Genomic DNA, 24,870 nt, shown 5'->3' on the forward strand with positions numbered 1-24,870 from the left:
CAAAGCTGTGAGAATGACCGTCTCATCCGCTGGGACGGACGACGGCCCGCCAGACGTCGATGACCAGGACCGGCCGCATGCCGACGGATTCGTACAGGCCGAGCGCCGGGGTGACGTTGTTGGAGTCGACGTGCAGGATCGTCCCCACCCGCCCCCGCCGCTCGTCGGCCGCGAAGGCCCTGGTGAGCAGCAGCTTCCCGAGGCCGAGGCCGCGGAAGCGGGGCCGCACCGCGAGCGTGCGGACGTATCCGCAGTTCTCGTCGGACACGAAGTGGTCGGTCCCGAGCAGCATCGCCGCCGGCTCGCCGTGGACGCGGGCCAGCAGAAGCTGCCCCCAGTCGTTCGCGCTGGACGACTCCATCTCGGCGGTCCACTCATCGAACGTCTTCGGCACGAACCCGAAGTGCTCGGCGAAGCCCTCCTGGTGAACCCGGTGCGCCGCCCGGAGCACCTCCTCGTGACCGTCCTGCCCGGGAGAGCCGGCCTCGACCTCGACCCCGGGCACGAAGACGGGCCGTACGCCGGAGTGGTCGGTCCGCATGCGGTGGAAGCTGGTGGCCGGGGCGAAGCCGCGCCGCTCGGCGGCCTCGCGCATGGGCTTGTCCTGCTCGTAGAGGCTGATGTCCACCACCGCGTGGTCGTGCCCCGCCTCACGGGCGAGATCGGCGGCCCGGCCGAGCACCATGTCCCACAGCAGGGTCGCCGCGCCGGGCTCCCGCGCCTGCACGTCGATGTCGACGTTCTCGCTGGAGCCGTTGCGCCTGGCGTAGCCCCAGCCCACGAGCCGCCCGTCCGAGCGGACCAGCCAGCTGTCGCGGTCCAGGTCGAGCTCCTTCAGGGTGTCGGCGATGTCGTCGAGCGTCCAGTCGGGTCCCCCGGTCACCTCGATGTCGTGCTCGGCGACCAGTTCGTGCACGGTCGCCGCGTCGGCGACCGCCGGTCGCCGGATTTCGTAGTCGTTCACATCGCATTTGTACGTGTCGTGACTTGTGGGGGACTTGCCGGAGCCTTGTGTTCTCATGAAAGTTTCCCGCGCCCAGGGCGTCACGTGGGCGAAGCGCCCATCGTAGGCGCTGATCAGAGGGGGCGATACCGAAAGACATCCGCGTCGCGGTTGATCCGGGCGCGAGGGTCTGGATTCCATGGTCCCGCAGTGACAGGCGGCCGCAGGGAGTCGGAGGCGGTCGCATGGTTCACGAGCCGCACGGCGGCCCGCCGTCCCGGGAGCATCGATGTCCAAGCACCTCACCGCGAGTCTCGCGGCGCGTCTCCGGGTACGTCCCGCCGTGGCGCTCGCGACCGCCGTCGCCGCGCTCGCCGCCGGGGCCGCGTTCGCCACGGCCCGCCCGACGGCGGCCGTGGCCGCGACCGGCGGGTTCGACTTCACGCGGGCCCAGGTCGCCGCCACGGGCCTGCAGACGCCCTGGGGGCTGACCTTCCTCCCGGACGGCAGCGCCCTGGTGTCCGAACGAGACACGGCCAACATCATGCAGGTGCGTCCCGGTTCGTCGCCCGTACGGGTGGCGACCGTCCCGAACGTGTCCCCCGGCGGAGAGGCCGGCCTGCTCGGCATCGCGGTCTCCCCCACCTACGCCCAGGACCAGTGGATCTACGCCTACTTCACCGGCGCCTCCGACAACCGGCTGGTCAGGTTCAGGCTGAGCGCTCCGCAGACCCAGCAGGTGCTCCTCTCCGGCGTGCCCAAGGCGCAGTTCCACGACGGCGGGCGGATCGCGTTCGGCCCCGACGGCATGCTGTATCTCTCCACGGGCGACGCCGGCACCTCCGCCAACGCGCAGGACCTGAACAGCCTCGCCGGCAAGATCCTGCGGATGCGGCCCGACGGCACCGTTCCGCCGGACAACCCGTACGGCACCCGCGTGTACAGCTACGGCCACCGCAACGTCCAGGGGCTCGCCTGGGACGAGGGCGGCCGGATGTACGCCAGCGAGTTCGGCCAGAACACCTGGGACGAGCTCAACTACATCGTCCCCGGCGGCAACTACGGCTGGCCCACCTGCGAGGGCGTGTGCACCGACTCGCGCTTCCGCAACCCCATCGTCACCTGGAGCACGTCCGAGGCGTCGCCCAGCGGCCTGGCGTACGCGAACGGCACGCTCTTCGCCGGGGCCCTGGCCGGGAAGCGGCTCTGGACGGTGCCGGTCAGCGGCGGCAGCAGGACCGGCAACCCGGTGGCCGAGTTCCAGGGCACGTACGGCCGGCTGCGCGCCGTGGCCGTCGGGCCGGACGGCTGGCTCTGGGTCGGCACGAGCAACCGCGACGGCAGGGGGACCCCCGCCTCCAGCGACGACCGGATCCTCCGGGTCCCGCCGGCCGGCGGCTCGTCACCCAGCCCCTCTCCCAGCGCCTCGCCCAGCCCGTCGGCCTCCCCGTCGCGCAGCCCCTCGGCGTCGCCGAGCCCGTCTGTCAGCCCGTCCGCGAGCCCGTCGGCCGGCCCCCGCGCGTGCTCCGCGACGTACCGGATCGTGAACCAGTGGCAGGGCGGTTTCCAGGGCGAGCTCGCGGTGCGCAACTCCGGGACGGCGGCCATCACCTCGTGGACCGTCACCTTCGCCTTCCCCGACGGTCAGCGCGTCACGCAGTCCTGGAGCGGCCGCTTCACCCAGTCGGGCGCCACGGTGACCGTCGCGAACGAGACCTACAACGGCGCACTGGCCCCGAATGCCTCGACGACTGCCGGCTTCAACGCGAGCTGGTCCGGCGCCAACCGGGTCCCGTCCCCCATCAGCTGCACCGCCGCCTAACCCGGCACGGTTATCAGTCCTGCTGACAATTGAAAATTGGGCCCGTCGCGGAGTTCGCGCTGCCCGGGTCGCTCGTCAAGGGCCAGTGGAACCACATCGGCATTCCCCTGCCGATTTTCAGTGACCACGTCTCGCCGATTCTCGCCCTGCTGGGGCCGTTGTACTGGAACACGACGGGCCCGCGACGCTGCTCGTCGCCCAGGCCGTGCTGTTCGCCGCCGCGGTCCCCGTTCTGTGGGTCGTGGGGCGGCGCATGCTGGGCACCACGTGCGCCTACGCGATGGCGTGCGCCTACGCCCTCAGCCGGCCGATCGCCGAGGCGGCCGCGTTCCAGTTCCACGAGTTCGCCTTCATGCCGCTGCTCACCGCGCTGCTCTTCGAGCGGTGGCAGGCCGGGCGGCGCTTACGCGCCCCGTGGGTGATCGCGGACACCGGCGGCCCGCAGCCGATGATCGCGTCGCGGCCGGCTCAACTGGCCGACGTACGGCTGCTGCGCGACTGCGGTTACGAGCAGCTCTACGACCGTGACGGCCATCTGGTGCTCCATGCCGCCTCGCCGGGATCCGCCACCCCCGACCTGACACCCCACCGGTGCACCCCGGACCCCGCTCACTCCTCGTAGTCGTCGCCCCAGTGCGGCCAGGGGAGACCGAGCCTCTCGACCAGCTCCCGGCTGCCGCCGACGACCTCGGCGTGGGACTTGGGGTCGTTGTGGCGCAGCCAGTCCAGCACGCGCGCCGCCTGGCCGCCCGGGTCCGTGTCGTCGATGGGGACGGTCCACTGAAGCTGCACCCACGGCTCGTCGTCCGGCCGGTCCTCCCCGTCGGACGACGGCTCACGTGGATGCCAGAAGACCACGTGCGTCTCGTCCTGCCGATCGGCCTCCGCGTAGACGAAGCCCGCTTCGCACTCCCAGGCCGCCAGGAGGCCGGGATCCTCGCGCAGCGAGCGGCGCACCTCACGGGCGACCGTACGGGCGGGCCACTCCCAGCCGTGATCGTCCACGGCCCGGGCGACGACCTCGTCGTACGGGCCGGCGGCGAAGCGGAACGGCTCCAGCCCGACCGCCGTCGTATCGGGGTCGCGCCGGCCGCGCCAGACGACCGTGTCACCGTCACGGACGACCGTGACGTAGAGGGCCCCGCAGCACCCCTCGGTGCAGTACGCCTCGGCCAGCCGTACCTCCCGGGGCTCCCCGGACGCCGCCAGATCGCTCAGCACGTGTTCCGGCGGGTGGGGCCGGCCCTTGCGGAACGCCCGCGCGACGACCGGCCGGCCGTTCACCAGCGGCCTCGTCTCCACGCGGCCCGGAAGCGCCGGATCGGAGACGACCACGTGAATCGCCAGCCGGTCCCGCCCGTCCTCGGGGAGCCGCGAGGGGAACCGCGACACGACCGGCAGGGCGGCGATCGCCCGGCGCGCCCAGGCCGCCCGGCGGCGGGTCACCGGGTCGGGCGACCGTGCCGCCTCCGCGAGTGCCTCCGCCGCGCGCGCCGAGGTGAGCAGGCGGCGCAGCCGCTCCAGCGTCGTCTCCCGGACGCCCGGCCGCCACGGCAGGCACGCGGCGTGACCGCTGGTCAGGTCCTCCGCGAGAGCGACGGCCGAGGCCAGCGAGTCCAGCACCGGAGGCACGGCCCCCGCGCGTACGGCGAAGGCCGCGAGGGCCCGGCAGGCGTCGTCGTAGTCGCACAGCGCGGAGAAGTCCTCCCCGGCCATCGCCTGGAGGAGCCGGCCCGCCAGGAGGACCACCCCGCCGTCGGCCTCGCCGTCCTCGAGGACGTCCGCGAGGCGTACGGCCTGGGCCACCCGCTGCGCGTGCCCACCGGCCGTGGGGCCCGGGTCGGTGGCGTGCCGGAGCAGCCAGGCGACGGCGACGGGATCCTCCGCCCGGCACATCGCCTCGATGGCACGGCTGAGGGTGAGCTGTGCCGACCGCTCCGCCAGCCAGACCAGCGCCCCGGCCGAGCCGGGGATCGTCTCCAGCACGTCCACGGCCACGGGCCCGAGACACCGCAGCAGGCCGAGCGTACGGACCAGGGGGACGTCCTCCGGGCGTGCCCTGCCCGCCAGCAGGCACAGGCCGGTCAGCGCGGGACGGCGGTCCTTCGCGTGCCGGGCCAGCCAGAGGCCCGTCTCGCGGGCGGGCTCGGTGGCGAGCCACGGCAGGCCGTCCAGGACGTCGGGCCTGATCGCCCACGAGGGGACGTCCAGGGCGCGGAGGTCCTCGTGCAGCTCGTCGAGGGAGCGGCCGGGGTCGTCGAAGCGGGCGCGGAGCACCGCGGCCAGCGCGGCTCTGGCCTGCTCGACGGAGAAGGAGCCGCCACTGGGCCGGGGACCCCGGTGGTCGGCGTCGTCGGGATAGGGGCGTCCGCCGTCGGGAAGGGGCGCGTCGGGTGTCAGCGCGTGCAGGCGGGACGCGTGGTCGAAAAGAGACGGCCGGTTGCCGAGCGCCCTGCGCTCGGGGGCCAGGCTCACCGGCCGGAGACGAACTCGATTCTCTCGTTCATGCCGCACACGATGCCATCCCCGTCCGCCGACGACAAGATCCGACGGGCGGGCGGTACGCGCGACAGCGTCACGGCCCGCGCGCCGGAGCCGGTGGAGCGGCAGAGGTCCGGTTCACGTCACGCGGTTCGCGTTCCGTGGGTGGCGGCCCTGGCGCTTCCGTATTCGGCCAGGGCGTGGAAGGCCGCCTTCGGCTCCCACGGCAGTCCCGGATAGGCCGTCCCGGTGCGGCCCTCTCCGAGGACCTTGACGACGCCGTAACCGGCCAGGTCGAAGTCGCGCTCGGGGTCGGCGGAGGTCGGCAGGTCCCAGCGGGCGAACGTGTAGACGAACGCCGCGTCCACGCCCTCCTGGTCGTAGATCTCAAGAAGTCTCCGCACGTAGCGGGCCTGCTCGTCCTCGTCCCGTACGACCACCTCGGTGAGGCGGACCGGGCGCGCGCGCTCGTCGTACTCGACGATCTGGTAACCGCGAGAGGCGCGGTCGCCGGCCCCGAGGTAGGGGGCGCACCCGAACTCGGTGACGGCGAAGGGCTTCCCCTGCGTGGCCTGCGCGCGCACTCCGGCACGGAAACCGGGGTCGGCGGCCCCGTCGAGATAACCGGCGTCGGTGGCGATCACGTCGAACGGGGTCCAGTCCACGCCCTCGAACGGCAGAGAGGCGTAGCTCACCGGGCCGCCGAACCGCCGCCGGACCTCGGCGACGGCCCGGGCGAGGAAGGCGTTGACGCGGGCACGCGCCTCGGGGATGGTGACCGTCCTGCGCTCCGGGTCGGTCAGCGCGCGTAGCCGCTCCTCGTGGGTGTCACCGGGGAGGAATCCGCCGTTGAACAGGCTGATCTCGGAGCCGGTGAGGTACACGACGGAGGCCCCCTCCCGGCGGAGCCGCTCCGCGCGCTCGGCTCCGTCCGCGAGCAGCTCCAGCAGTTCGTCGGAGGTCGGCCCGTTGGTGAACGGGCAGTACCAGACCTCCAGCCCGGCCTCGGCGGCGTGACGTGCCGCGATCTCCAGGCGGTCCGGGTCCGCCCCGGTGACGCGTACGGCGTCGCAGCGCAGGTCCTCGCGGATGATCCGCATCTCGCGGCGCACGACGTCCGGATCGAAGGGTTCGTGGGTTGTCGTCCCGCCGGTCGAGAAGCCGACGTCGTAGTTGATGCCGAACACGCGCATGAAGCCCTCCGAACGCCACCTTATTAGGTACTCACCGTACCCTATCTCCACGACGGAAAATCGTCACTATAAATCCATAAATGTCCAGAAAGTGAGTATTAGTCAATGGATGCATTGACTCGTGGTTGATTAAAGCTGAAACACATGGTTCCAGAGTGACTGTCTGTTCTTAGTCGTAGGCATGGTGCTACGGTGTCTGCCTGTTCACGCCCTGCTGTGAAACGGCACCACGTGGCCGTCCCGCCTTACAGGGAGAACAGCAGGTTCGACGCGGCCTTGTCATGCTCTGCCGCCACCCCGAGGACGCCGATGTCAGTAGATGTACACCACCGGGCGCGGAGAAGGTTTTCACCGAGGGAACTGGCGGCCCTCGCCTCTCTCGGCACCCTGATCATCACAGCCTGCGCGTGGTTGTGGGCGATGTCCGCCGCCCCCTATGAGGCCAGAGCGCTGATGGCGCTCGTCGGCGGGGTCTCGGCCGTACTCCTGTCCGGCGCCGTCGCGACCGCTGTCCACTACTCCGGCACCGGTCGCCGGCTGCGTGAGCGGGCCGAGTGGGCCGGCGCGCGGTTCACCTGGCTGGAGCGGGAAACGCTGCGAACGGCCGAGGAGTCGCTGCCCTCGCTGGGACGTCAGGTGCGGGACGGCGCCTCGGTCGCCGACGCGCTCTCCCGGATGCCGCAGCCTCCGGACGGCCCGCTGCGGCACCTGCTCGAAGCGGCCGGGCACGAGCTCGACCTGCTCGAACGCGAGCGCGCCGTCGCCCAGGTGTCGCGCGATGCGACCGAGGACGAGATCTCCCGGCTGATCGACGAAACGCTGCCGGAGCTGTTCCGGCGGATCCAGACGGACCGGATGCCGGTGAGCGCCGCACTGGCCGAGATACGCCAGCCGGAGCAGGACCCGCTACGCGACCTGCTGCGCGAGACGGCGCGGCAGCTCTCCGAGAGCGAGCGCAGGGGCACCGCCGTGATGGCGGCGTGCGCCGGGGCCGCGGCCCGGGTACAGGCACAGGCCACCAGCCTGCTCGCCCGGCTGCGCGAACTGGAGGAGCAGTACGGCGATCATGAGGAGGTGTTCGCCGACCTGCTGGACCTGGACCACCGCGTCTCCCAGATGAGCCGGCTGGCGGACAACATCGCGCTGCTGAGCGGCGGCCGCTCCGGGCGGCGATGGACCCGGCCGATCGTCATGGAGAGCGTCCTGCGCGGCGCGATGGGCCGCATCAGCGCCTACCGGCGCATCCGGCTGCACTCCACCAGCACCGTCGCCGTCGCGGGGTACGCGGCCGAGGGCGTGATGCACGCGCTGGCCGAGGTGATGGACAACGCCGCCACGTTCTCGGCGCACGGCACCGAGGTCCACGTGTACGTGGACGAGGAGGACGCCGGCGTCGTGATCACGATCGAGGACGGCGGCCTGGGGATGCGCCCGCGCGAGCGGCAGCACGCCACCAGGCTCGTGTCCGAGCCGCTCGACCTGCGGACGCTGTCCGGTACCCGCCTGGGCCTGGCGGTCGTGGGACGTCTGGTCGACAAGTACGGCCTGACGGTCAGCTTCCGGTCGTCCGCCCGCGGTGGCACGGGAGTCGTGATGCTGATCCCGCGCCTGCTGATCACGCAGCCCCTGCCGGCCACCGTGCCGCCCGGCGCCGAGGCGTCGGTCCGCCACCCCGTGCAGGCCGCCGTACGGACCGCCGTGCAGGCACCGGCCGTACCCGCGCAGGAGGGGCCGGCCGACGAGTCCGAAGGTCTGCTGCCCAGGCGGCGCCGGGGGCAGACGCTGGCCGAGGCGACCAGGGCGCGGCAGGCATCGCCGGCCAAGCCCGCGCGCGAGGGGCCTGACTCGGCTGCGAGGTTCGCCGCGTTCCGCCAAGCCGGCGGCCGTGGGCGTACTTCCTCTTCAGCCCCTCCCCCGGCCCCGGGCGACTCCTGACACGCGTCCGCCGACCACCGGACATCTTTGGATTCACAGACGAGGAGGCAGGGGCGTCCCTCCCGCGCCGAAGGGGCACCCCGTCGTTTCTATGAGCACAACCGACGCTTCGCACACCACCGATCGTGACTTCGACTGGCTGCTGGAGAACCTCAAGCAGAAGACCCCGGGGATCAGGCATGTGCTGGTGCTGACCAGGGACGGCCTGAAGATGAGCTTCACCGCCGGCCTCGGCCGGGACGGGGCCGACCAGCTCTCCGCTCTGGCCGCCGGGATCCAGAGCCTCTCGCTGAGCGCCTCCGCCGAGTTCGGGGACGGCATCGGAGCAGGGCAGGCGATGGTGGAGTTCGCCGGCGGACTGCTGCTCATCGTGCCGGCCGGGGACGGCGCCCACCTGGCCGTGGTGGCCGAGGAGGACGGCGAGGTGGGGCTCATCGCGCACAACATGAACGAACTGGTGGAGCAGATCGGGGTGTACCTCACTGCGGCGCCGCGGCAGACGGAGAACAGCGACGACCGCGGATGACACGGCGAGCCATCGACCAAGAAGACCCTGACCGGCTCTACACGGTCACCGGTGGGCGCACCAGCGCCGATGAGAAGACCTTCGACTCCGTCTCCCTCATCGTCAGCGAGAGCGCCCCCACCCCCGGTATGCAGTCCGAGCACATCAAGATCCTGCGGATGGCCCAGCGGCCGACGGCGGTGGTGGAGATCTCGGCGGAACTGCGCCTGCCGGTCAGCGTGGTGAAGATCCTGCTGTGCGACCTGCTGGACACCGGTCGCATCACCGTCCGTCATCCGTCGATCGCCGCGCAGGCCGGACGACCGGATCCCGAAATCCTGAGGCAGGTGCTCGTTGCCCTCCACAACCTCTGACCAGACAGCGGACACCATGCGAACGCCGCTACGCACGACCGCCGCGGACGCCCTGAAAATCGTGATCGTCGGCGGGTTCGGAGCGGGAAAGACGACCATGGTCGGCTCGGTGAGCGAGATCCGCCCGCTGAGCACCGAGGAGGTCATGACCCAGGCGAGCGTGGGCATCGACGACGCCAGCCGGGTACGGACCAAGTCGACCACCACGGTGGCCTTCGACTTCGGCCGGATCACGCTGAACGCGAGCAGGGTGCTCTACCTGTTCGGCGCGCCCGGTCAGCAGCGGTTCTGGTTCTTGTGGGACCAGTTGTTCGCCGGCAGCCTGGGCGCGGTCGTCCTGGTGGACGCCCGCCGCCTGGAGGATTCCTGGTACTCCATCGACCGGCTGGAGCACCACCGGACCCCGTTCGTCGTCGCGGTCAACCGCTTCACCGACGGGCCCACCCTGGATGCGGTGCGCGAGGCGCTGGCACTGTCGCCCGAGGTCCCGCTCATCGACTGCGACGCGAGAGAGCGGTCCTCGGCCAAGCACGTGCTGATCACGCTCATCGAGCACCTCACCCGCACCTACGACCAGTTGCCCGCCCGAGAGAGCATGCCGTGACGAACTCCCCTCCCCTGCCCGACTCCACAGACCCGTCCGCCGCGCCCGCATCGCAGCATCCCGAGCGGAGACGGGAGCCGCTGGAGGGATACGACGACCACGCCGATGCCGTACGACTGCACGCGTCACTGATCGGCGACGACCCGACCGCGCTGTTCCAGGAGATGCGCCGCGAGCACGGCCCCGTCGTCCCCGTTCTCCTCGACGGCATGCCCGTCTGGTACGTGATCGGCTATCGCGAGTTGCACCATGTCACCAGCCAGCCGCAGTTGTTCGGCCGCGACCCCAGGCGCTGGAACCTGCAGGACCACCTCCCCCCGGACTGGCCGGCGCGCCCGTACGTGACATGGCAACCGTCCGTGATGTACTCCGAGGGAGCCGAGCACCAGCGGCGGATCGGCGCCATCAGCGACGCGCTGGACAGCGTCGACCGCACCGAGCTCGCCCTGATCTGCGAGCAGATCGCCGACCGCGCGATCGACGAGATCTCCGGGGACGGCCAGACCGACCTGATCTCCCAGTACGCCGACCGGATTCCGGCTCAGGTCATCACCCGGCTGTTCGGGCTGGCGGAGACCGACCTGCCGGAGCTGGTCGAGGACGTCAACATCGTGTTGGGCGGGGGTGAGGAGGCCCCCTCGGCGATCACCCGGATTCTGGAGAAGGTGAGCCGGCTCATCGCCGACAAGCGCGCCCTGCCCGGCCACGACCTCACCTCGCACATGCTGGCACACCACGCGCGGATCACCGACGAGGAGATCGTCCAGGACCTGATCATGACGATGATCTCCTCCCATGACAACTGCTCCAACTGGATCGGCAGCACCCTGCGGCTGATGCTGATGGACGACCACTTCTCGATGAGCCTGCAGGGCGGCCGCAGCAGCGTCGGCGAGGCGCTGAACGATGTGCTGTGGAAGGATCCGCCCACGCCGAACATGCCCTCACGCTGGGCCGTGCAGGACTGCGAGCTGGCCGGGCGGCGCATCCGCCGGGGCGACATGCTGGTGCTCGGCGTCGCCGCGGCCAACGCCGATCCGCAGGTGCAACCGGCCGCCCATGCCGGCTCCGGCGCCAACCGGGCGCACCTGGCCTTCGGCCACGGCGAGTACGGCTGTCCCTTCCCCGCGCCCGAGCTCGGCGGGATCATCGCCAAGACGGCCGTGGAGGTCCTCCTCGACCGGCTGCCCGACGTCTATCTCACCGTGAAACCGGACGCGCTGCGGTGGCGCCCTTCGCTGTGGGTTCGCAGCCTGGAGGCCCTGCCCGTACGGTTCAGCCCGACCGTGCCGACCGGCCGGGGCCCGTCGAACATCTGGAACGCCTCCAGGTGAGGTCAGGCCGGAGCAATAAGGTGCTGCCATGGAATATGGACGACTTGGCACCACTGGTCTGAAGGTCAGCAGGCTCTGCCTCGGCATGATGAGCTACGGGGAGGCCTCCAAGTGGGGCGGCTGGGCCCTGGAGGAGGATCTCGCCGAGCCCATCGTCCGCAGGGCCGCCGAAGGCGGGGTGACGTTCTTCGACACCGCCGACATGTACTCGGCCGGTGTCAGCGAGGAGGTCACCGGGCGGCTGCTGCGCAAGATCTTCGCCCGGCGCGACGACTACGTGCTCGCCACCAAGGTCTACTTCCCGATGGGCGAAGGTGAGAACGACCGGGGCCTGTCCCGCAAGCACATCATGTCGGCCGTGGACGCCTCCCTCACCCGCCTGGGCACCGACCACGTCGACCTGTACCAGATCCACCGGTGGGACGACGAGACGCCGATCGAGGAGACGATGGAGGCGCTGCACGACGTCGTCAAGGCAGGCAAGGCCCGCTACATCGGCGCCTCCAGCATGCGGGCCTGGCAGTTCGCCAAGGCCCAGCACATCGCCGAAAGGCGCGGCTGGACCCGCTTCGTCTCGATGCAGAACCACTACAACCTCCTCGACCGCGAGGAGGAGCGGGAGATGATCCCCCAGTGCCTCGACCAGGGCGTGGGGCTCATCCCGTGGAGCCCGCTCGCCCGCGGCCTGCTCGCCCGCGCCGGCCAGCCGGCCGACACCGCGCGGCAGACCGGCGACGGCGCCCGGCAGCGGCAGCTGTACGGCGGGCCGGCCGTCGAGACGATCCTGGACCGGGTGGCGCGGACCGCCGCCGACAGGGGCGTCTCCCCCGCGACCGTCGCCCTCGCGTGGCTGCTCAGCCGTCCGGGCGTGACCGCCCCCATCATCGGCGCGACCAAGGAGCACCACGTGGACGACGCGCTCGCCGCGGTGGACCTCACGCTGACCGAGGAGGAGATCGCCTTCCTGGAGGAGCCGTACCAGGCCAGGTCGCCGCAGTACTGAAGCCCGTCCCGGAGCGGCGTGCGGGTCGTGACCTAAATCCGTTGCCCGGGCCGGGGGCGGGCGGCAGGCTGTACGGGTGCTGATCCGACGTGAGAACCCCGGCGACGTCGAGGCCGTGCGTGAGGTGGTCACCGCCGCCTTCGCTCCCCACCAGGAGGCCCGCCACCCCGGCCGGCCGCAGGTGCCGCCGGTCGAGGTCGTCCTGCTCGACGAGCTGCGTACGGACCCGGGCTGGCTGCCGGAGCTGTCGCTCGTCGCGCCGGCGCCGGACGGCGGGATCGCGGGTCACGTCCTGTGCACCAGGGCCCACGTGGGGACCGTGCCCGTGGTCGGCCTCGGCCCGCTGTCCGTGCATCCCGCCCACCAGCGGCGGGGAGTGGGGTCGGCGCTGGTGCACGCCGCGCTCGGGGCGGCGGAGGCGCTCGGCGAGCCGCTGGTGGGGCTGCTCGGCGACCCCGCCTACTACCGGCGGTTCGGCTTCGAGCCCGCCTCGGCGCACGGCGTCGCGGCGCCGGACCCGTCCTGGGGCGAGTTCTTCCAGGTGCGCGTCTTCGAGCGGTCCGCGCCGCGCGGGCCTTTCACCTACGCGGAGCCCTTTTCCAGGGTTGACGGCGGGTGATCGGTATGACATGCAGCTCCTCGTGAAGAAGATCCTGACGTGGCTCGTCCTCGTCGTCACGGTGACCGGCTGCCAGAGCACCGCCGAGTCCGCGACACCGGTGCCCGCCGGCTACCCGGCCAAGGTCGTCGAGCAGGAGGCCGTGGACGGGCGCACGGACAAACTCGTGATCGACTCCCCAGCCACGGGCGGGCGGCGATCGGTGTGGGTGCTGAAACCCGCGGCCTGGAAACCGGGTTCCACCGGCTGGCGCGCGTTGTACCTGCTGCACGGCTGCTGCGCCGGCGGCGGCTGGGACTGGCTCAGGACGGGAGAGGTGGCTCGGCTGACCTCCCGGCTCAACGCCGTCGTCATCGTCCCCGAGGGCGGTTCGATGGGCTGGTACGCCGACTGGCGCGACGGCCTCGCCTGGGAGACGTTCCACATGACCGAGGTGCCCCGCCTGGTCGAGCCGCGGTACGGCGTCGGGACGCGCCGTGCGGTCGCCGGTTTCTCCATGGGCGGCCTCGGCGCGTTCGGCTACGCGGCCCGGCATCCGGGTGTGTTCGAGGCCGCGGCGTCGTTCTCCGGGGTGCTCGACACCCGCGAGGACGTCCCCGGATATCGGGCGTTCATGGCGGACAACGGCGTGGACACCGAGGACCTGTGGGGCGACCCGGGCGCCTGGCCGGAGCACAATCCCGCCGACCTGGTCGGGCGGTTGAAGGGTGTGCGCCTCTACGCGTCCTCAGGCGACGGGGAGCCCGGTCCGCTGGACCGGGGCGACGGGGCGATCGATCGCACCGAGGCCGCGATCATGCGGCAGAACCGGAACTTCGCCAGGGCCGCGGAGAAGGCCGGGGTGAAGGTGACGACGGATTTCTACGGAAAGGGCACCCACACCTGGCCGTACTGGATACGTTCGTTCGAACGCGCGCTGCCGCTTCTCCTACCCTGAGACTCATGGGACGGGCCAATGACGAGGCAGCCGCGGCGCTGCAGGAGTACGCCGAGCTTTTCGCGCTGAACGGCGGGGACGCGTTCCGGGTGCGCAGCTACCAGAAGGCGGCCAAGTCGATCGCGGGGTTCCCCGGCGACCTCGGGGAGACCGACGTCCGGTCGATCCCCGGGGTGGGCGAGGCCATCGCCAAGAAGGTCGAGGAGTTCCTCGCGCGGGGCAGCTTCCGGCAGCTCGACGACCTGCGTGCGCGGGTGCCGGAGGGAGTGCGCAGGCTGACCCGGATCCCCTCGCTCGGCCCGAAGAAGGCGCTGTTCCTGTTCCAGGAGCTGGGCATCGACTCCCCCGCCGCCCTGGCCGAGGCCATCCGGGCCGGCCGCCTCGGCGGCGTGCGCGGCTTCGGCGCCAGGACCGAGGAGAACCTGCTCAAGGGCATCGAGCACATGGAGCGGTCGGGCGACCGGGTCCACCTCGGCATCGCGACGGACCTCGCCGAGCGGGTCGTCGGCTCGCTGCCCGCCGAGAGGATCGCCGTCGCGGGCTCGCTGCGGCGGATGCGCGAGACGATCGGCGACATCGACGTCCTCGCCGTCGGAGACCCCGGCCTGATGGACCTGTTCGCGCGGCAGCCGTACGTCACGGAGGTCATCGCCAAGGGCGAGCGGAAGACCTCGGTGCGGACCGACCGCGGCCTGCAGGTCGATCTGCGGCTGGTCCCCGCCGAGTCGTGGGGCGCCGCGATGGTCTACTTCACCGGCAGCAAGGAGCACAACGTCCGCATCCGGGAGATGGCGGTCAGGAAGGGCTGGAAGCTGTCGGAGTACGGCCTGTTCGACGGCGAGCGGCTGATCGCGTCGGAAACCGAGGAGGAGATCTACCAGGCGCTCGGCATGGAGTGGGTGCCTCCGGCGCTGCGTGAGGACGGCGGCGAGGTGGAGGCCGCGCTGCGCGGCGGGCTGCCACGCCTGGTGGAGCTGGGCGACCTGCGGGGCGACCTGCACACCCACACCGACCTCACCGACGGGATCGCCTCGCTGGAGGACATGGTCGCCGCCGCGGCCGCCCGGGGCTACTCCTACTACGCGGTCACCGACCACGCGCCCGACCTGGTCATGCAGCGGATGACGCTCGACAAGGCCCTCGCCCAGCGGGCCCGCATCGCCGACCTTCAGGCCAAATATCCGGACATGAGGTTGCTGCACGGCAGCGAACTGAACATCGCCCCCGACGGCTCGGTGGACTGGCCGGCCGAGGTGCTGGCCGGGTTCGACGTCTGCGTGGCCTCGGTGCACTCGCACTTCACCCAGTCGCGGGAGGAGATGACCCGCCGCTTCGTCGCGGCGTGCGAGAACCCGCACGTCCACGTCATCGGCCACCCCACCACCCGGAAGATCGGCAAGCGGCCCCCCGTGGACGCCGACTGGGACGCCGTCTTCCGCGCCGCCGCCCGGACCGGCACGATCATGGAGATCGACTCCTATCCCGACCGGGCCGATCTGCCCTCCGACCTCGTGCGGCTCGCGCGCCACCACGGCGTGACGTTCTCCATCGACAGCGACTCCCACGCGATCCCGCATCTGGCCCACCAGAGGTTCGGCGTGGGGATCGCCCAGCGGGCCTGGCTCACTCCGGACGACGTCGTCAACACCTGGCCGCTCGACCGGCTGCTGGCCCGTCTCGGCGGGGACCACGCGACGCCCTGAAGGACCTCCTCGCCCTGGAGGACCTCCTCGCCCTGAACGAACGCCTCGGCCGCGTCGGCGCCGCCGACCGTGTCCGCGCCGCCCGACCGAAAGCAACCGGGGCATCCGGACGGGAGAAGCCAGAGCATGCGGACGGCGCGGGGGTGGCCCTACGCCGTCAGGCGAGCGGGTCGTACTGGAACGCCCGCACCTCCTGCGCGCAGCGGCAAGAGGCCGCGATCTTCTTCGCCCACTCCAGCGCCGCCTCGCGGGAGGGCAGGTCCAGGATGGTGTATCCGCCGTCCAACCGCGTGGCCTGCGGATAGGTGCCCTGCGTCACCGTGCCGTCACCGGCCACGAGGACGGGGGCGACGTCTTCGTCTATCCCGCCGCCGAAGACGTACACACCGGCATCCTTGGCCTCCTGGATGACCGCGTGAGCTTCGCGAACCACGTCAGGAAAATCCTCGTCCGAGACCACCATGGCGGCGCTGGGGAAGGAGATGAGGAAGTGCGTCATCCCTCGATCCTGCCGCGCGCCACCGACATTTTCCGGAACGCGCTCTCACAGCTCCCGGAGGATCGCGTGGAGCAGGGACTCGGTGTTCCTGGCCGGCTCGGCCTGCACGCTGAGCTCGCTCATCACGAGGGTGTAGTCGTCGACGTCCTCCTGCTTGTCGAGGTAGAGAGCGCCGCTCAGCTGCTCCAGGTAGACGACGTCGGAGAGATCGGGCTCGGCGAAGCGCAGGATCGTGAAGGAGCCGCCGGCGGCGGCGTGACCACCGGCCTGGAACGGCAGGATCTGCAGGGTGACGTCCGGGCGCGCGGCGACCTCGATCAGGCGCTCGATCTGGCCGCGCTGCACGGCACGGCCGCCGACGGGGCGGCGGAGCGCCGCCTCGTCCATCACCGACCACAGCCGGGGCCCGTCGGGGTGGTCGAGCAGCCGCTGGCGCCGCAGGCGGAGGCCCACCCGGCGCTCGATGTCGTACGCCGACGCCCTTCTGTGGCGTACACGGAAGACCGCGCGGGCGTACTCCTCGGTCTGCAGCAGGTCGTGGACGAACTGCGCCTCGAAGGTGCGGATGGTGGACGCGGCCTCCTCCAGCCCGACGTAGGGCCCGAACCAGCTGGGCAGTAGGTCGTTGTACTGGTGCCACCAGCCGGGCACGCCGGCCTGCCGCGCCAGCGCCTGCATCGCCTCCCGCTCGGAGCTGTCGGTGACGCCGTAGAGGGTGAGCAGTTCGGCCAGATCGTGCTGCTTGAACGGAATGCGGCCGAGCTCCAACCGGCAGATCTTGGAGTTGGAGGCGCGGATCGCCCGCCCGGCCTCGTCCCGGCTGATGTTCCTGCTCTCGCGCAGCCGGCGTAACTGCCCGCCGAGCATGATGCGCAGAACCGTCGGTCCGCCCCGCGGCTGCCCCGGTCGTCCGTCCGGGTAGGTCGCAGACCCCGCTCCGGCCGAGATCATCTCTGTCCTCTCCTCGGTTCACATGTGGTTCATGGTCAAGTGATGCGCTTGTACACGCTTTCGAACACCATGCCACATCGGATCACTGTTCGTGGGGTGCCGGATGCAACCGGTTGCATCGGAACGGGGCCGGCGGCGATCGTCTGGCGCGGGTCACGGCCGCACCTCGACATCCCCCGGCGGCACGGGGGAGAAATGCGGCGGTAACGCGCCGCTGCCATGATGGTCACGGTGCGCAGGCGGACGATCGCCGAGCGCCGGGGAGGGGTGCCAGGAGGATGACGAGATGCGCCAGCTGACGGCACTCGACGCGCAGTTCCTGTCCGTGGAGTCGGCGACGACCGCGGCCCATGTGGCGGGCGTGGCCGTCTTCGACCCGTCGACCTCGCCCTCCGGCGGCCTGACCCGCGAGGCCCTGCTCACCCTGCTGCGGGAGCGGCTGCACCTCGCCGCGCCGCTGCGGATGCGGCTGGCCGACGTGCCCCTCGGCCTGGACCGGCCGTACTGGATCGACGACCCGGACGTGGACCTCGGCGCGCACGTGCACGAGACAACCCTGCCCGCGCCGGGCGGCGAACGGGAGCTCGCGGCGTATGTGGCGGACGTCCACGCGCGGCGGCTCGACCGGACACGTCCGCTGTGGGAGGCGCACCTCATCCACGGCCTCGCGGGCGGGCGGGTCGCCCTCTACATGAAGGTGCACCACTGCGCGATCGACGGCGTGACCGGGTCGGAGATCCTGACGGCGCTGCTCGACCCCTCGCCGCAGCCGCGTCTCGCGGAGGCGGCGCCCGCGCCCGCCTGCCCGCGCCCCGAGCCGCCCACGCCGCCGGGGCTGCTCGCGATGCTCGCCGGGGCGCTCACCCGCACGATCGTGCAGCCGGTGGAGGCGCTGTGCTCGCTCGCCCGCGCCGCCGCCGACCTGGACACGATCCCGGTGGTGTCGGCGCTGCCCGATGCGCGGCTGGTGGCCCAGGCCGCCCGGGCGCTCGCCGGAGACTCGCGCACGCTGCCGGAGACGCCGCCGCTGGCCGCGCCGCGCACGCCGTTCAACGGCCCTATCTCGGGGGCGCGTGCGGTCGCCTTCGGGTCGGTGCCGCTCACGGAGGTCAGGAGGGTGGCCAGGGCCTTCGGCATGGGCCCGAACGACGTCGTCATGACGCTGTGCGCCTCGGCGCTGCGACGCTGGCTGCTCGCGCACGACGCGCTGCCCGACCGGCCACTGGTCGCCGCCGTGCCGGTCGCGCTGCGCACCGCGGGATCGTCGCCCGGCCCCGCGGACGGGCGGGTCGGCAACCGCATCTCGGCGATGATCACGCCGCTCGCCACCGACGTCGCCCGTCCCGGAGAGCGCCTGGCGGCCGTACGGTCCGCGCTGGCCGCCGCCAAGCGGCGTTTCGCCGTCTCCCACCGCAGCTGGCTGGACGACGTGTGCGCGCTGGTGCCGAACGCGTTCGCCGCGCTGGCCACGCCGCTCGTGTTCCGGCTCGCGGGAGTGGCGGGGGCGGGCGTGAACCTCATCGTGTCGAACGTGCCCGGCTCGCGCGTGCCGCTCTACTTGTGCGGGGCGCGGATGCTCTCCTATCACCCGCTGTCGGTGGTCACCGACGCCACCGGCGGGATCAGCATCACCTGCGCGTCGTACGACGACCGGCTGGACTTCGGCGTCGTCGTGTGCCCCACCCGGGTGCCGGACGTGTGGAGCGTGACCGGCCACCTGCGCGAGGCGATGGACGAGCTCGTCACGCTGCTCGACGAGGCGCCACCGCGCGGGAACCGCGAGCGGGAGTCTCCGGAGGAGCTCGAACAGGTGGAGGAGCGCGAGGAGAAGGTGCCCGCCTGAGGGCCGTCCGGTGCGATCGGCCGATACCGCTGATCTGGGCCGGCGACTGGTGCGGCTTAGGGGTGCGCTGACCGGTGACCGGCCGACGACAGACCAGCGGCTGGTCGCTGTCTGATCAGTGCAGCGCGTTGGCGATCAGTTCCGCCACCGCGTCGGGGTCGATGTGGTGCCCGGTGAGCAGGCAGATGCTCTCCTGGTAGAGCAGGACCGCGGCGAAGGTGGCGGCGGCGGCCTCCACTCGGGCGGCGTCACCGCGCCCGCCCGGCAGGGCGAGCTCCAGGGCGAACCTGGCCCTGCGGATGATCTCGCTGTTCAGGCGGCCCAGCCGCTCCCGTACGGACAGATGGGTGTCGGCCTCGCGGAACAGGATGCGCCGCATCGCGGGGGACGCCCGCAGCGGCAACCGGCGGGCGAGCCGCGACAGCGTGCCCGCCGCGTCGCCGGGCAGAGCCTCGACCTCCTCCTCCGTGACGACCGTGCGCTCGTCCACCAGCGAGACCAGCACGTCGATCTTGCGCGGGAAGTAGTGGAAGACCAGCCCCTTGGGCACACCGGCGAGCTCGGCGATCCGCGCCGTCGGCGTCGCCTCGTAGCCGCCGCCCGCGAACAGTTCCTCGGCCGCGTCGAGGATGCGGGTGCGGGCGTCGCCGTCCTGCGGGCGCGCCCTTCTCCGGGTACGCGACCAGGCCTTGGCGGTCTGGAGGGGGTGGTCCACGGACCGAACCCTAACCAGAGCGGGTGCTCCAGCACCATGACGCGAGGGACAGGGCAGTCATACGCCCGGCCGCGGGCGGGTGGCCCGCGGCCGGGCGTACGGGGGCGCCGGCGGGGTGCGGCCGGCGTCCCATGTCAGTGGTTCACCTCAGCGGTTCACCTCAGTGGCTCGCGTCAGTGACCGGTGGCCTGCTCGGCGCCGATGCCGGTGAGCGAGCGGACCTCGATCTCGGCGTACTTCGACGCGTTGTACTCCTTGCTCAGGATCGTGCCGAGGTAGCCGCACAGGAAGCCGATCGGGATCGAGAAGATGCCGGGGTTCGACAGCGCGATCAGGTGGAAGTCGACGTCGGGGAACATCGCCGTCTTCGCGCCGGAGACGACCGGCGAGAAGATCACCATCACCACGGCGGAGATCAGGCCGCCGTAGATGGCCGAGACCGCGCCCGCCGTGTTGAACCTCTTCCAGAACAGGCTGTAGAGGATCGCCGGCAGGTTGCCCGAGGCGGCGACCGCGAAGGCCAGCGAGACGAGGAAGGCCACATTGAGCGACTGGGCGAAGATGCTCAGCGCGATCGCGACCGCGCCGATCACGAAGGCGGCGATCCGGGCGACCACGACCTCCTGTCGGTCGGTCACCTGGCCGCGCTTGAACACGTGGGCGTACAGGTCGTGGGCGAAGCTGGAGGACGAGGCGAGCGTGAGCCCGGCGACGACCGCGAGGATCGTGGCGAACGCGACCGCCGCGATGACCGCCAGCAGCACCGTGCCGCCGACGTCGCCGAAGACCTGCGTGCCGATCTCCTGGGCGAGCAGCGGCGCCGCCGTGTTGCCCGACTTGTCGATCTTGCCGTGGACCAGGGCCGCCGCGCCGAAGCCGAGGACCAGCGTCAGCAGGTAGAAGACGCCGATGATGCCGATGCCCCACAGGACCGACTTGCGGGCGTCCCTGGCGGTCGGCACGGTGTAGAAGCGGATGAGAACGTGCGGCAGACCGGCGGTGCCGAGAACCAGGGCCAGGCCGAGGCTGATCAGGTCGATCTTGCCCCAGATGCCCTGGGCCTCGGTGCCGTACTTGAGGCCGGGCTTGAGGAACGCCTCACCCTTGCCGCTCGCGCCGGCGGCGTCGCCGAGCAGGCCCGACAGGTTGAAGCCGAACTTGCCGAGCACGAGCAGGGTGATGAGCGCGGCGCCGACCATCAGCATGACGGCCTTGACGATCTGCACCCAGGTGGTGCCCTTCATGCCGCCGAAGACGACGTAGACGATCATAAGCAGGCCGACCGCGATGATCGTCCAGATCTTGCCGGCCTGCGAGGTGACGCCCAGCAGCAGCCCGACCAGGGAGCCGGCGCCGACCATCTGCGCGAGCAGGTAGAAGATGCTGACGACGATCGTCGAGACGCCGGCCGCCGTACGGACCGGGCGCGGGGACATCCGGAACGCCAGCACGTCGGCCATCGTGTACTTGCCGGAGTTGCGCATGAGCTCGGCGACGAGCAGCAGCGCGACCAGCCAGGCGACGAGGAAGCCGATCGAGTAGAGGAAGCCGTCGTAGCCCGACAGCGCGATGATGCCGGCGATGCCGAGGAACGACGCGGCCGACATGTAGTCGCCGCCGATCGCCAGGCCGTTCTGCAGGCCGCTGAACGAGCGGCCCCCGGCGTAGAAGTCCGCCGCGCTCTTGGTGTTGCGGCTGGCCCAGAACGTGATCCCCAGCGTGAGGGCGACGAAGACCACGAAGAGGATCGTGGACAGGGTCTCGTGGCTCACTTGGCGCCCTCCCCGACCTCGTCGCGGCTGCCGGCCTCGGCGCGCAGCTCTTCGGAGAGCGGGTCGAGCTTCGCCGCCGCGTGCCGCGAGTACGCCCAGGCGATCAGGAACGTCGAGACGAACTGCAGCACGCCGAAGACGAGGGCGACGTTGATGTTGCCGAACAGCTTGGTGCCCATGAAATCCCGGGCGAAGCCGGACAAAAGCACATAGAGGAGGTACCAGACCAGGAAGGCGACGGTCATGGGGAAGGCCCAGGACCGGTAGCGGCGGCGCAGCTCCTGGAACTGCTCACCCGCCTGTATACGTTCGTAGACCGATGGATCGTGCTGGGCGGTCACAAGATCTCCTTGGGCAAGTGATCTGAATCACCACAACGTAGGAGCGTGGTGCGCCCGCCGACGAGCCCCGGGGACCGCCGCGTCGCCCAGCCGTGTCGCCGGATCGTTCACATGGCGCGGCGATGCGACGAATGGTCGGTTGCACGCGCCGAACGGTCACGCCACCGCGGTACGTGAAACGCTTCAGCCGTCGCGGTGCGAAGGCGACATCAAGGCCGGCTCTATCACTACGGCGTGACTGGAGCCGCAGATCACGAACACTCGTTCGCCTTGGGCGCTGAGATGGGAGACGAGGCGGACCAGATACCTGTTACGTTGATCGTTGGAATCCTCGGTCAGCCGCTCGAGATAACCGGGGAGAACGGTCTCGTCGGACACGTCCCGCCAGTCTTTGCCGCCGGCGAAATCGCGCTGCCAGATGCGGTCGATGTCGGCGACGCTATTGATCTCTCCGCGTATCGCCGGGTGATCCGCCCGGCCGAGGAACTCCTCCACGAAGGCCTCCGGCGACTCAGGTTTGCCGAACCGCAGCTTACTGAAGTAGGGCCGCAACACCATGAAGAGCGCTACCCGGTCCTTCGCGTGCACGCGGGCGAGATAGGCGATGTGCTCGTCAAGCGGCTGCTCCCACGTGTACGCCTGCACATCGTCCTTCTTCGCCAGCGCGTACACGTGACCCGACTCGCCATAGTGCTCCACCGGATCCATAAAACCCGGTGCGAGGAATCCCAACCTGCCTTCGACCAGGGCAACGGTGGGGCGCAGCTCCCGCCACATCTCGTCGATCTGCCGGAGCTGCCGATCGACGGATGCGGGCTTGTGCTCAGCCCCGAAGACGACCACGTTGCCATGGCGGTAGGTGTAGGGACGGCGGTGCTCTTCGGAGTACTGCGACCGTGGAATGATGCGCGCTTCCGCGAGGGATGTCGCCGGCGGCTGCGGGTAATAGGCCGGCGACCGCCAGAAGTAGGTGAACGTCAGCAGCGCGAGCGTTGAGGCCGCCACCAGCAAGGACACGACCGCCCATAGCAGAACTCTTCGCATGTCAGCTCACGCTGCGGAGCAGCTCGTGGATACCGCCCGTGTCCGCTTTCACCGCAGCCAACTCTGAGCGCAGCGCAGCTATCTCATCCGCCTGTGCCTGCTGGGCGGCGAGGGACTTCACCGCGAGATCACGCAACGCGTTGTCGCGGTCGACCGCGGCCCGGGCCTCCCACGCGCGGCGCCACTGCCTGGTCACGTAAACCGCCAGCAGGGCTACCACGGCGAGTGTGATCACAAATCCGAAGGTGCCCTGCCAAGCAACCAGATCAATGCTCTCGTCCACCGATTGAGTCACTTCTCCTCCATTGTTCGTACCGCGTCCTGGATCGCTTCCGGGGTGAGCTGAAAGGCGAACGGCGCGACATCGAAGAACCGCATCGCCTTGCCGTCAGCGGACAGCTCCATCCGGCCGACGACAAGCCCCACCTCTTCCAGCCGGCGCAGGTGCATGTGCACCAACGGCCGGCTCAGCTGGAGCTCACGAGCCAACTGACTGACGTAGTTGCTGCCACCGGCCAGCGCCGCGATCAACCGCAGCCGCTGCGGGCTCGCCAGCACTGCCAGCACCCCAACAAGATCGGAGCCCATGACGCTCCCTTCTAGCTCGTGCTGACACGTGTCAGTAGTAACTTACACATGTAAGTGTGTTTGGAACAGCCTCGTACACCGAGCGGCGGGGCGTGATCGTGCGAAACCGGTTCTCGTTGCGATGTCCCTCAGCCCCCAGGAGAACGCCGGACCACAGGGAGACGCCGGGCTACATGTGACGAGGACGCCAGTCGCCGCGGTCGACGTTCAGCGTCTCCGGCGTGTGCAGGCGCACCATCGTGCGGGCCACGCCGCGCGGCACCCGCGAGGGCGTCAGCAGCGACACCGTCACCATGACGGTGAACGACACGGGCACCGTCCAGGCGGCCGGCTCGGCCAGCAGCGACCCCGCCCAGCCGGTGTGCGGGCCGCCGCTGATCGTCACGACCACGGCGGTGCAGGCCAGCCCTCCCCCGGCCAGCAGCCCGGCGAACGCCCCCGTCGTGGTCAGCCTGCGCCACCAGATGCCGAGCACGAGCAGCGGGCAGAACGACGAGGCGGCCACGGCGAAGGCGAGCCCCACCACGGTCGCCACCGGCAGCGACCGGGCCACCCCCGCCAGCGCGAACGGCACGACCACCGCGAGCACGGTCGCGTAGCGGAACGAGCGCACCCCGCCGCGCAGGATGTCCTGCGCGATCACCCCGGCGACCGACACCGTCAGCCCCGACGAGGTGGACAGGAACGCCGCGAACGCCCCCGCCGTCACCAGCGCGGTGAGGAACTCCCCCACCGGGCCGCCCACCAGCCGCCCGGGGAGCGTGAGGACGACCGTGTCCCCCGCCGGCACGCCGTAGACGTGGCCGAGGTAGCCGTACACGGCGGGCATCACGTAGAAGGCGCCGAGCAGCGTGAGCACGACGAGCGTGGTGCGGCGCGCGGCCCGGCCGTCGGGGTTGGTGTAGAAGCGGACGAGCACGTGCGGCAGTCCCATGGTCCCGAGGAACGTCGCGAGGATCATCGAGTACGTCTCGTACACCGGGTGGTCGCGGCCGTGCAGCGGCAGCGCCCACTCGTCTCCGGCGGCGAGCCCCGGCGCGCCGCCGGACCACCAGGCCATCAGCATGAACACCAGCGGCAGCGCCAGCGCGGTGAGCTTCAGCCAGTACTGGAACGCCTGCACGAAGGTGATCGACCTCATGCCGCCCGACAGCACGTTCGCCGCGACCACCGCCGCCACCAGCAGGCTGCCCGCCCACGGCGGCGCCCCCGTGATCGTACGGAAGACCAGCCCGGCGCTCTGGAACTGCGGCATGAGGTAGAGCCAGCCGATCAAAACGACGAGGACGCTCGACAGCCGCCGCACGGCCATCGACTCCAGCCGCGCCTCGGCGAAGTCGGGCAGCGTGTAGGCCCCCGAACGGCGGAGCGGCGCCGACACCAGCACCAGCAGCACGAGGTAGCCGCCGGTCCAGCCGACCGGCAGCCACAACATGTCGGCGCCGAACGTGAGGATCAGCCCCGCGACGCCGAGGAACGAGGCCGCCGACAGATACTCCCCGCCGATCGCCGAGGCGTTCCACAACGGCGAGACGGTGCGGGACGCGACGTAGAAGTCCGAGGTGGTGCGGGACATCCGGATGCCGAACGCGCCGATGAGAACGGTCGCCAGCAGCACCACGCCGACCGCGGTGATCTGACTCACCTACGCTCCGTCCTCACCG

General features: G+C 71.0%; 24 protein-coding genes. 12 read left to right on the forward strand and 12 right to left on the reverse strand.

Translation table 11 applies throughout. The features are described 5' to 3' along the window. Positions 1–22: 22 nt before the first annotated feature. Positions 23–964 (reverse strand): GNAT family N-acetyltransferase, encoded by a 942-nt coding sequence (locus F5972_RS04600; RefSeq protein WP_225311168.1) that lies wholly within the window; start codon positions 962–964, stop codon positions 23–25. A 268-nt stretch (positions 965–1,232) separates the two neighbouring features. Between F5972_RS04600 and F5972_RS04605 the strand changes: the two genes are divergently transcribed. After that, positions 1,233–2,765 carry a PQQ-dependent sugar dehydrogenase gene (locus F5972_RS04605; RefSeq protein ID WP_150931450.1) on the forward strand — a complete coding sequence of 511 codons (1,533 nt, stop codon included), beginning with the start codon at positions 1,233–1,235 and terminating at the stop codon, positions 2,763–2,765. Positions 2,766–2,952: 187 nt separating this feature from the next. After that, positions 2,953–3,387: a DUF2079 domain-containing protein gene (locus tag F5972_RS04610; protein WP_225311254.1), complete on the forward strand. Its 435-nt coding sequence runs from the start codon at positions 2,953–2,955 to the stop codon at positions 3,385–3,387. Here F5972_RS04610 and F5972_RS04615 read toward each other — a convergent pair. Both F5972_RS04615 and F5972_RS04620 read right to left on the reverse strand, forming a co-directional pair. Next, positions 3,375–5,240, reverse strand: a complete 1,866-nt coding sequence (locus tag F5972_RS04615; protein WP_150931452.1) for a hypothetical protein — start codon at positions 5,238–5,240, stop codon at positions 3,375–3,377. The two genes, F5972_RS04610 and F5972_RS04615, sit on opposite strands and share 13 nt — an antisense overlap. Before the next feature lie 149 nt (positions 5,241–5,389). Further along, the gene (locus F5972_RS04620) at positions 5,390–6,439 is read right to left on the reverse strand and encodes a hypothetical protein (RefSeq protein WP_150931454.1); all 1,050 of its coding nucleotides are present in this window, start codon (positions 6,437–6,439) and stop codon (positions 5,390–5,392) included. Positions 6,440–6,859: 420 nt separating this feature from the next. Between F5972_RS04620 and F5972_RS04625 the strand changes: the two genes are divergently transcribed. From F5972_RS04625 to polX, 9 genes are all read left to right on the forward strand, one after another. Further along, entirely contained in the window at positions 6,860–8,374 is a 1,515-nt protein-coding gene (locus F5972_RS04625; RefSeq protein WP_150931456.1) for a sensor histidine kinase, read from the forward strand. Between the two features lie 91 nt (positions 8,375–8,465). Continuing rightward, positions 8,466–8,900, forward strand: coding sequence for a roadblock/LC7 domain-containing protein (locus F5972_RS04630; protein WP_150931457.1), 435 nt, complete (start codon positions 8,466–8,468; stop codon positions 8,898–8,900). Further along, positions 8,897–9,253, forward strand: a complete 357-nt coding sequence (locus F5972_RS04635) for a DUF742 domain-containing protein (protein ID WP_150931459.1) — start codon at positions 8,897–8,899, stop codon at positions 9,251–9,253. The genes F5972_RS04630 and F5972_RS04635 overlap by 4 nt, the downstream gene beginning before the upstream one ends. A 16-nt stretch (positions 9,254–9,269) precedes the next feature. After that, the gene (locus tag F5972_RS04640) at positions 9,270–9,857 is read left to right on the forward strand and encodes a GTP-binding protein (protein WP_150931461.1); all 588 of its coding nucleotides are present in this window, start codon (positions 9,270–9,272) and stop codon (positions 9,855–9,857) included. Then, a complete protein-coding gene (locus F5972_RS04645; protein WP_225311169.1) occupies positions 9,854–11,191 on the forward strand; it encodes a cytochrome P450 in 1,338 nt (445 codons plus the stop codon). Before F5972_RS04640 ends, F5972_RS04645 begins: the two co-directional genes overlap by 4 nt. A gap of 28 nt (positions 11,192–11,219) precedes the next feature. Continuing rightward, positions 11,220–12,194, forward strand: coding sequence for an aldo/keto reductase (locus F5972_RS04650; RefSeq protein ID WP_150931463.1), 975 nt, complete (start codon positions 11,220–11,222; stop codon positions 12,192–12,194). 76 nt (positions 12,195–12,270) lie between these two features. Next, positions 12,271–12,813: a GNAT family N-acetyltransferase gene (locus F5972_RS04655; protein WP_150931465.1), complete on the forward strand. Its 543-nt coding sequence runs from the start codon at positions 12,271–12,273 to the stop codon at positions 12,811–12,813. Positions 12,814–12,823: 10 nt separating this feature from the next. Next, positions 12,824–13,750, forward strand: coding sequence for an alpha/beta hydrolase (locus tag F5972_RS04660; RefSeq protein WP_150931467.1), 927 nt, complete (start codon positions 12,824–12,826; stop codon positions 13,748–13,750). 5 nt (positions 13,751–13,755) lie between these two features. After that, positions 13,756–15,453 (forward strand): DNA polymerase/3'-5' exonuclease PolX, encoded by a 1,698-nt coding sequence (polX, locus tag F5972_RS04665; RefSeq protein WP_150931469.1) that lies wholly within the window; start codon positions 13,756–13,758, stop codon positions 15,451–15,453. Between the two features lie 157 nt (positions 15,454–15,610). Here polX and F5972_RS04670 read toward each other — a convergent pair whose 3' ends face one another. Next, a complete protein-coding gene (locus F5972_RS04670; protein ID WP_150931471.1) occupies positions 15,611–15,952 on the reverse strand; it encodes a YciI family protein in 342 nt (113 codons plus the stop codon). Between the two features lie 45 nt (positions 15,953–15,997). Next, positions 15,998–16,903 (reverse strand): helix-turn-helix domain-containing protein, encoded by a 906-nt coding sequence (locus tag F5972_RS04675; protein ID WP_150931473.1) that lies wholly within the window; start codon positions 16,901–16,903, stop codon positions 15,998–16,000. Between the two features lie 286 nt (positions 16,904–17,189). Here F5972_RS04675 and F5972_RS04680 point away from each other — a divergent pair, with 286 nt between their 5' ends. Continuing rightward, positions 17,190–18,746 carry a wax ester/triacylglycerol synthase family O-acyltransferase gene (locus F5972_RS04680; RefSeq protein ID WP_150931475.1) on the forward strand — a complete coding sequence of 519 codons (1,557 nt, stop codon included), beginning with the start codon at positions 17,190–17,192 and terminating at the stop codon, positions 18,744–18,746. Positions 18,747–18,861: 115 nt separating this feature from the next. On the opposite strand, the gene F5972_RS04685 is transcribed toward F5972_RS04680, so the two are convergent. The 7 genes from F5972_RS04685 to F5972_RS04715 all read right to left on the reverse strand — a co-directional run bounded on the left by F5972_RS04685 (position 18,862) and on the right by F5972_RS04715 (position 24,851). Continuing rightward, positions 18,862–19,461 carry a TetR/AcrR family transcriptional regulator gene (locus F5972_RS04685; RefSeq protein ID WP_150931477.1) on the reverse strand — a complete coding sequence of 200 codons (600 nt, stop codon included), beginning with the start codon at positions 19,459–19,461 and terminating at the stop codon, positions 18,862–18,864. Positions 19,462–19,634: 173 nt separating this feature from the next. Beyond that, a complete protein-coding gene (locus tag F5972_RS04690) occupies positions 19,635–21,233 on the reverse strand; it encodes a solute symporter family protein (protein WP_150931479.1) in 1,599 nt (532 codons plus the stop codon). Then, positions 21,230–21,574 (reverse strand): DUF485 domain-containing protein, encoded by a 345-nt coding sequence (locus tag F5972_RS04695; RefSeq protein ID WP_150931481.1) that lies wholly within the window; start codon positions 21,572–21,574, stop codon positions 21,230–21,232. Before F5972_RS04695 ends, F5972_RS04690 begins: the two co-directional genes overlap by 4 nt. Positions 21,575–21,757: 183 nt before the next feature. Next, on the reverse strand, positions 21,758–22,591 hold the full coding sequence (locus tag F5972_RS04700; protein ID WP_150931483.1) for a hypothetical protein: 834 nt from the start codon (positions 22,589–22,591) through the stop codon (positions 21,758–21,760). Positions 22,592–22,619: 28 nt separating this feature from the next. Further along, positions 22,620–22,901, reverse strand: a complete 282-nt coding sequence (locus F5972_RS04705; RefSeq protein WP_150931485.1) for a hypothetical protein — start codon at positions 22,899–22,901, stop codon at positions 22,620–22,622. Positions 22,902–22,909: 8 nt separating this feature from the next. Further along, positions 22,910–23,206 carry an ArsR/SmtB family transcription factor gene (locus F5972_RS04710; protein ID WP_150931486.1) on the reverse strand — a complete coding sequence of 99 codons (297 nt, stop codon included), beginning with the start codon at positions 23,204–23,206 and terminating at the stop codon, positions 22,910–22,912. A 169-nt stretch (positions 23,207–23,375) separates the two neighbouring features. After that, positions 23,376–24,851: a sodium/solute symporter gene (locus tag F5972_RS04715; protein WP_225311170.1), complete on the reverse strand. Its 1,476-nt coding sequence runs from the start codon at positions 24,849–24,851 to the stop codon at positions 23,376–23,378. Positions 24,852–24,870: the final 19 nt, after the last annotated feature.

It is taken from the genome of Microbispora cellulosiformans (genome assembly GCF_008728085.1).
GTDB classification, from domain to species: Bacteria; Actinomycetota; Actinomycetes; order Streptosporangiales; family Streptosporangiaceae; genus Microbispora; species Microbispora amethystogenes.